This is a genomic window from Rheinheimera tilapiae (assembly GCF_042432165.1).
GTDB lineage: Bacteria > Pseudomonadota > Gammaproteobacteria > Enterobacterales > Alteromonadaceae > Pararheinheimera > Pararheinheimera tilapiae.
In genome coordinates, this window is record NZ_JBHLXP010000003.1 from 41,353 (window position 1) to 48,283 (window position 6,931).

Here is a 6,931-nt window from a genome sequence, read left to right on the forward strand (position 1 = left end):
AGCGCCGTGATGGACTTTATTGTTACCAGCTGTAAGACCCGGAGCGCGGCGTGGGCTGGCTCCGGGGTGGGCTGCTTATTTCCCGACTTTCAGAATAGCGAGGAAGGCTTCTTGTGGAACTTCCACGTTCCCCACTTGCTTCATCCGCTTTTTACCGTCTTTCTGTTTCTGCAACAGCTTTTTCTTCCGGCTGATGTCGCCGCCATAACACTTAGCTAAGACGTTTTTCCGCAGCTGTTTGACCGTGGTCCGCGCGATCACGTGTGCGCCAATCGCGGCCTGAATAGCGATATCAAACATCTGCCGTGGGATCAGCTCTTTCAGTTTTTCCGCCAGCTCACGGCCACGGCCCTGAGCAAAATCACGGTGACTGATAATCGCCAGTGCATCGACGCGCTCGCCGTTGATCAAGATATCAACCCGTGACATATCAGATACCTGGAAACGCTTGAAGGCGTAATCCAGCGAGGCATAACCACGACTGGTTGATTTTAACCGGTCGAAGAAATCCATCACCACTTCCGCCATCGGCAGTTCATAAACCACCGCAACCTGACGGCCGTGGTAGGTCATATTCATCTGTACGCCGCGTTTTTCGATACACAGGTTAATCACGTTACCCAGGTATTCCTGTGGCACCAGAATGTGCGCTTCGACGATCGGTTCGCGAATCTCATCGATGTTGCCAACCGGCGGCAGGTCGCTTGGATTGTCGACCATCACCAGCTCACCGCCTTTGGTCAGCACTTCGTAAACTACTGTTGGCGCAGTTGTGATCAAATCCAGATCGTATTCGCGTTCCAGTCGTTCCTGGATGATTTCCATGTGCAACATGCCGAGGAAACCAATGCGAAAGCCAAAGCCTAGGGCGCCAGAACTTTCTGGTTCGTAGAACAATGAAGAGTCGTTTAAGCTGAGCTTTTCCAGTGCATCACGGAAATCTTCGTAATCGTCTGAAGATACCGGGAACACCCCGGCATAAACCTGTGGTTTGATGCGTTTAAAGCCAGGTAACGGTTCTGTCGCGGCGTTTTTCGCTAGTGTCAGCGTGTCGCCGACTGGTGCACCTTTGATTTCTTTGATACCAGCAATGATAAACCCTACTTCGCCGGTGCTCAGAATGCCGGTATTGGTCGCTTTTGGCGTGAAAATACCGACTTTGTCGACTTCATACACAGCACCGCTCGACATAATTTTGATTTTGTCTTTGGCCTGAATTTTTCCGTGTTTGACGCGGACTAACGAAACCACGCCCTGATACGGGTCAAACCAGGAATCGATGATCAGCGCCTGGGTTGGTGCGTCTACATCGCCTTCCGGACATGGAATGCCTTTGACAATAGTTTCCAGCACATCTTCAATGCCGAGGCCGGTTTTGGCTGAACATTGCACAGCGCCGATGGCTTCAATGCCGATAATATCTTCAATTTCTTCGGCTACGCGCTCAGGCTCAGCCTGCGGTAAGTCGATTTTGTTCAGGACTGGTAATACTTCAAGATTCATTTCCAGCGCGGTGTAGCAGTTTGCGACTGTTTGCGCTTCAACGCCCTGACCGGCGTCGACCACCAGCAAGGCGCCTTCACAGGCGGCCAGCGAGCGGCTGACTTCATAAGTGAAGTCGACGTGACCCGGGGTATCGATAAAGTTCAGCTGATAGGTTTCGCCATCTTTGGCTTTGTAATTCAGCGTCACACTTTGCGCTTTGATCGTGATGCCACGCTCACGTTCCAAATCCATGGAATCCAGCACCTGCTCCTGCATTTCACGGTCAGACAGACCGCCGCAGAATTGGATCAGCCGATCTGATAAAGTCGATTTACCGTGGTCGATGTGTGCAATGACCGAGAAGTTACGGATATGAGATATTTTAGACATTTTTTCCAATCAAAACTGAGCTGTAAAGCAGCAAGTGATCTGGCATGCGACAATGCCGCTGCCCCTTGCGGCAGATTAAAATTGCCGCGAATTGTACTCTAATTCCCAAATGCTTGCACTGTGTTCTTCAAGCCAGCGCACTGTCTGCCGGCTGCTGCAATACACTGATGTCTGGCAGGACCCGCACCAACTGCACACTGAGTTGATCAGCACGCCCCAGCTCAACCCGCCGGACGCACCACAATGTCAGTGCAGTGCTGACAACAGCACAGCCAAGTTGCAGCAATTCGTGCCACGACTGCAGATGTCCAAGCGCCAGTGCAGCAATAAAAACACAGAGTGGCAGCAGATACACCATTAACGCCGACCTTAATACAGCGCCAGGCTCAACACAGATCTCCACTTGCTGTCCGGGTAATAAGTCGGAGCTATCCGCTAAAAACAACTGTTGCTGGCGTACCGGCAATGCTTTTGCCACCAGACCGCTGCTGCAACTGTCTTGTTGCTGACAGCCGCTGCAGCTAGTAGATACCGGCGTCGACAGCCAGACGCCACCAGTGTCCTGCCGTACAACAGTCGCTTTGACTATCAGCCGTTGTGACGACGAAGCGTCGCTTGGTTGTGGACTGTGGCAGGATTTATCTTCAGGGGAACTGGTCATGGCATGTACCGTCGCAGGATAGGCTGTCGATTTTAGAGCAGTGACAGGCTGAACTCAATGCTATAGCCAAGAAAGCCATAGCATTGCAGTCAGGGATGATTATTCGACAGACGCTGCCAGCTTTGCCGCCAATTCCGGACGTAACGGTCCAATCACGGTCACATCAAGATTTTGTTGTGTCGTAACCAGAATGGTAACAGCGCCATCGCGTAGTTGCTGCTGTGGTAACCGTGCGGTTGGCTGCACAAACACGGAGATTTGATGCAAACCGTCACTGAGCAGCCAGTTCGCCAGCACCGGCACACTGCGGGTGCTAATCGGCGCCTGTTCGGCCAATAACTGATAACCGGGTGGGATCCAGTTTAATTTGAACTGGTCCTGCGGCGCCGGTCGGCTGACCAGAGCGTGTGGTTGTTCCGGCAGCTGTGCGCTGATCAAACTTTGCAATTCAGGTGGCAAGCTGGTTTTTAATTGCAAATGCACCACCATCCAGCGGTCCAGCACTTCGTTTTGTTCGTCGACGGTATCAACCCGTAGTGGAAAACCGGTTTCGGCGTCCTGCCACAACCAATAACTGTAGCGACTGGCGTCGCGCGCACTGAGGCGCAATAACTGTGCGGTACGACCCGACAGGGGCACACTGCTGCCTGGCACAATGTCATACAGCTGTTTGATCACGGCCAGAGGTTCGAACAATATCGCAGGTAGTTCTTTGATCGAGTCGTTTTGCGTGACTATGACCGGCGCATCCGGTGCGGCGTAATAAACTTTGTCGCCGCGACGGAACGTATCGGTACCGACACCGTCTTGAAGCAATAGTCGCTCTAACTCAAGCGGCACGGACAAAGCGCCGGATTGTTCATGCAGACCATGTAACCAGCGATAAGTGATCAGTTGGTTCGGCCTAACCTGAACAAAGGAAACGTCAAAATTGAATTTACGGACCGCCTGTTGGGTTCGTTCAAATTGCTGCCAGTCGTCGGCTTGCGCCGACACACTGCACAGTGACAATAGCAGGCTGACAGACAGCCTCACTAACCAACTTCCCCTGCTCAATATCACTGCTGCTGACCTTTACCCTCGTCCGCGGCAGCGTTTTTCGCCTGCTGCGCAGCAGCCTGTTCCATCAGTCGGATTTGTTGTTGGCGTGCCTGCATTAGTTCCTGCAGGCGACGTTGTTGTTCCAGCTGCAACTGCTGTTGCTGCGGCGTAAAACGCGATTCAACCGAAGTCTGACTCAGACTAACAGGCGCTGCGACACCGCCGATCGGGCTGGTTTGCAATACCGGCAGCGGCGTGGTGAGCGCATCGTCCGGTTTTTGTTGTGTTTGTTGTACACCGACTACAGCGACGAGTGCGACACTGGCCGCAATGGCGCCTTGCATCAGCATTTTCCACCAGCCCTGATTGGCCGCAGATTGCGTACCGGTCACAGCGCTAGCTGTCACTGGCTGCAACACCGGCACAGTTTCCGCTACTAATTGGTGAGCTTCTTCCTGTTCCAGCACTGCCGAAAACCGATCGGCGAAGTTGATATCGAGTTGGGGCGTCAGCTCCTGCCTCAGCACAGTGCCTGCTAATTGGTAACGCAACCAGCTGGCCTGCAGATCAGGATCAGACAATAACAAGTCGAGCTGCTGCGCACTGACGCTTTGGTTGTCACTGGCGGCGGAAAGCCATTCTTGATGTTCAGACGACATACTAATTCCTGTCTTCGTTGATAAATCAGCCAATAAGTGGCTTCAACTGGGTATCTATCGCTTCTCGGGCTCTGAAAATACGGCTGCGGACGGTGCCAATCGGACACCCCATCACTTCAGCAATCTCTTCATAACTCAGCCCATCCAACTCACGTAAGGTAATCGCCGTGCGTAATTCTTCTGGTAACTTTTCAATGGTGTCGAACACCACCTGGCGGATCTCTTCGGTCAGTAATAACTTTTCCGGCGAGTCCTGTACCTTTAATGCCTCACTGCCTTCGTAAGATTCGGCATCTTCTGCATCTACATCGGTTGATGGTGGCTTGCGGCCATTGGCAACCAGGTAATTTTTGGCGCTGTTTACAGCGATCCGGTACAACCAGGTATAAAAGGCGCTGTCGCCACGAAAGCCGGGTAATGCCCGGTAAGCTTTGATGAAAGCATCTTGTGCCACATCAGCCACATCGCCGTGATTAGAGACATACCTTGAGATTAAGTTCGCTAACCTGTGCTGATATTTTCGGACCAGCAAGTTAAAAGCAGCTTTATCCCCTTGTTGCACCCGTTGGACAATCTGCCAATCTAATTCTTGCTCGCTCATCTGGGAGCCATTCCCCTGTCTCATTACTGCTTTAAAATGTCATTGGCTCTTCTCAAGCGTATTCACTCAGATGAAGGGCTGCGGAAAAAGTTCGGTTTCACCGATAAAAAAGTTACAATAAAATGATCGCCATGCTGTTTTTCGGCATAAAAAGGCGTTTTTCGTTCAGATCATTTGCATTCTGCAGGCCGTCCGAACGGCGGCTAAAAGTCTACAGATCTGATTAGGATCCTGTTTTTTGTCGGGTAAGTGTATCGCATGCATCATCAAAAAGAACATCGCTGTGACGTTTTAATTGTCGGCAGTGGCGCGGCAGGCCTGAGCCTGGCGCTGCAGCTTGCACAAGATTTAAGTGTCATCGTGCTAAGTAAAGGCCCGCTGCGCGAAGGTTCAACTTTGTATGCTCAAGGTGGTATTGCCGCAGTGTTCGACGAAAACGACAGTATAGCGTCACACGTCAACGACACCTTGATTGCCGGTGCTGGCCTTTGCGAAGACGCTGCTGTGCAGTTTACCGCTGAAAATGCCAAAACCGCGATGGAATGGCTGATCGACCAAGGCGTGCCGTTTGACCAATATCGCGATGACGATGGTGTACTGAAGTATCACCTGACGCGTGAAGGCGGCCATAGCCATCGGCGGATCCTGCACGCAGCAGATGCAACTGGCCGTGCTGTTCAAATTACACTGGTCGATCAGGTCCGCCGCCACCCCAATATTCGCTTGCTGGAAAACTATAACGCCATAGATCTTATTACCGATGCCAAACTTGGCAACGAGGGTAACAAGTGTCATGGCGCTTATGTCTGGAATCGCGACAACGAGCAGGTCGAAGTAATTGCCGCCCGCTTTGTTGCTCTGGCGACCGGTGGAGCCAGTAAAGTTTATCTGTATACATCCAATCCGGATGTTGCATCAGGCGATGGCATTGCAATGGCCTGGCGCGCCGGTTGCCGTGTCGCCAACATGGAATTTAATCAATTCCACCCGACCAGTCTGTATCATCCGGACGCGCAGAATTACCTCATTACTGAAGCGATGCGCGGCGAAGGTGCCTATTTAAAACGGCCGGATGGCACCCGTTTTATGCCAGACTTTGACGAACGTGCCGAGCTGGCGCCGCGGGATATTGTCGCCCGAGCTATCGACTTTGAGATGAAACGCTTGGGCGTCGCTTGTGTGTATCTCGACATTAGCCATCAGCCAAAAGATTTTATTATCGAACACTTCCCGACGATTTATGCCAAATGCTTAAGCGTCGGTATCGACATCACCAAACAGCCGATCCCGGTGGTTCCTGCCGCGCACTATACCTGCGGCGGCGTCATGACCAACCTGAACGGCCAGACTGATATCCCGAATCTGTATGCAATTGGCGAAGTGGCTTATACCGGTCTGCACGGCGCCAACCGGATGGCCAGCAATTCACTGCTGGAATGTGTCGTGTTTGCCCAAAGTGCGGCGCGCAATATCCTGCAACAATGGCCAACGTCAACAGCCACACCGCAGCTGCCGGCCTGGGATGAAAGCCGCGTCAGTAACTCGGATGAAGAAGTGGTGATCACCCATAACTGGCATGAACTGCGGATGTTTATGTGGGATTTTGTTGGCATTGTCCGTACCACCAAACGGCTGGAACGGGCGTTACACCGGGTTGAACTGCTGCAACGCGAAATACAGGAATACTACCGACATTTCCGGGTCAGCAATAACCTGTTGGAGCTGCGCAATCTGACCATGGTGGCAGAACTCATTATCAAAAGTGCGATGCGCCGCAAGGAAAGCCGTGGCCTGCATTACACGCTGGATTATCCGGAGCAGGCTGCGCACAGCAGCCCGACGATTTTAAAACCCGAGTAGTCTCAGCACCTGTTGTACAAAAAAAGCCGGAATTCAGTTCCGGCTTTTTTTGTTGTGGTCCCAATATTTATTCCGGTGTCGCGCTGCCACCAGCTACTGCCGGCTTTTTCCGGTATTTCAGGATCAGCATCACCACATAAATCTGCAGCGCGGCAGTCGCCAGTTGACCGAGGATAGACTGCAACTCAAAATATTTTTCCGCATAGATATACAGACTGATATTGCCAAGTGCAA

General features: G+C 52.1%; 6 protein-coding genes. 1 reads left to right on the forward strand and 5 read right to left on the reverse strand.

Annotation, left to right across the window (positions count from 1 at the left end):
* Positions 1-75 precede the first annotated feature (75 nt).
* The 5 genes from lepA to rpoE form a co-directional block, all read right to left on the reverse strand.
* Entirely contained in the window at positions 76-1,875 is a 1,800-nt protein-coding gene (lepA, locus tag ACFFJP_RS11125) for a translation elongation factor 4 (protein WP_208931626.1), read from the reverse strand.
* A gap of 127 nt (positions 1,876-2,002) precedes the next feature.
* Positions 2,003-2,536, reverse strand: coding sequence for a SoxR reducing system RseC family protein (locus tag ACFFJP_RS11130; RefSeq protein ID WP_377243602.1), 534 nt, complete (start codon positions 2,534-2,536; stop codon positions 2,003-2,005).
* Positions 2,537-2,635: 99 nt separating this feature from the next.
* Entirely contained in the window at positions 2,636-3,571 is a 936-nt protein-coding gene (locus ACFFJP_RS11135) for a MucB/RseB C-terminal domain-containing protein (RefSeq protein WP_377243605.1), read from the reverse strand.
* Between the two features lie 23 nt (positions 3,572-3,594).
* Positions 3,595-4,236, reverse strand: coding sequence for an RseA family anti-sigma factor (locus ACFFJP_RS11140; protein WP_377243609.1), 642 nt, complete (start codon positions 4,234-4,236; stop codon positions 3,595-3,597).
* Between the two features lie 25 nt (positions 4,237-4,261).
* A complete protein-coding gene (gene rpoE, locus ACFFJP_RS11145) occupies positions 4,262-4,837 on the reverse strand; it encodes an RNA polymerase sigma factor RpoE (RefSeq protein ID WP_377243612.1) in 576 nt (191 codons plus the stop codon).
* Between the two features lie 258 nt (positions 4,838-5,095).
* Here rpoE and nadB point away from each other — a divergent pair, with 258 nt between their 5' ends.
* Positions 5,096-6,697 (forward strand): L-aspartate oxidase, encoded by a 1,602-nt coding sequence (nadB, locus tag ACFFJP_RS11150; protein WP_377243615.1) that lies wholly within the window; start codon positions 5,096-5,098, stop codon positions 6,695-6,697.
* Positions 6,698-6,931 lie beyond the last annotated feature (234 nt).

Bases quoted from the DNA above. Each gene is read 5' to 3' on its own strand.
- lepA (WP_208931626.1), bottom strand. From the start codon at position 1,875: ATGTCTAAAATATCTCATATCCGTAACTTCTCGGTCATTGCACACATC.
- ACFFJP_RS11130 (WP_377243602.1), bottom strand. From the start codon at position 2,536: ATGACCAGTTCCCCTGAAGATAAATCCTGCCACAGTCCACAACCAAGC.
- ACFFJP_RS11140 (WP_377243609.1), bottom strand. From the start codon at position 4,236: ATGTCGTCTGAACATCAAGAATGGCTTTCCGCCGCCAGTGACAACCAA.
- rpoE (WP_377243612.1), bottom strand. From the start codon at position 4,837: ATGAGCGAGCAAGAATTAGATTGGCAGATTGTCCAACGGGTGCAACAA.
- nadB (WP_377243615.1), top strand. From the start codon at position 5,096: ATGCATCATCAAAAAGAACATCGCTGTGACGTTTTAATTGTCGGCAGT.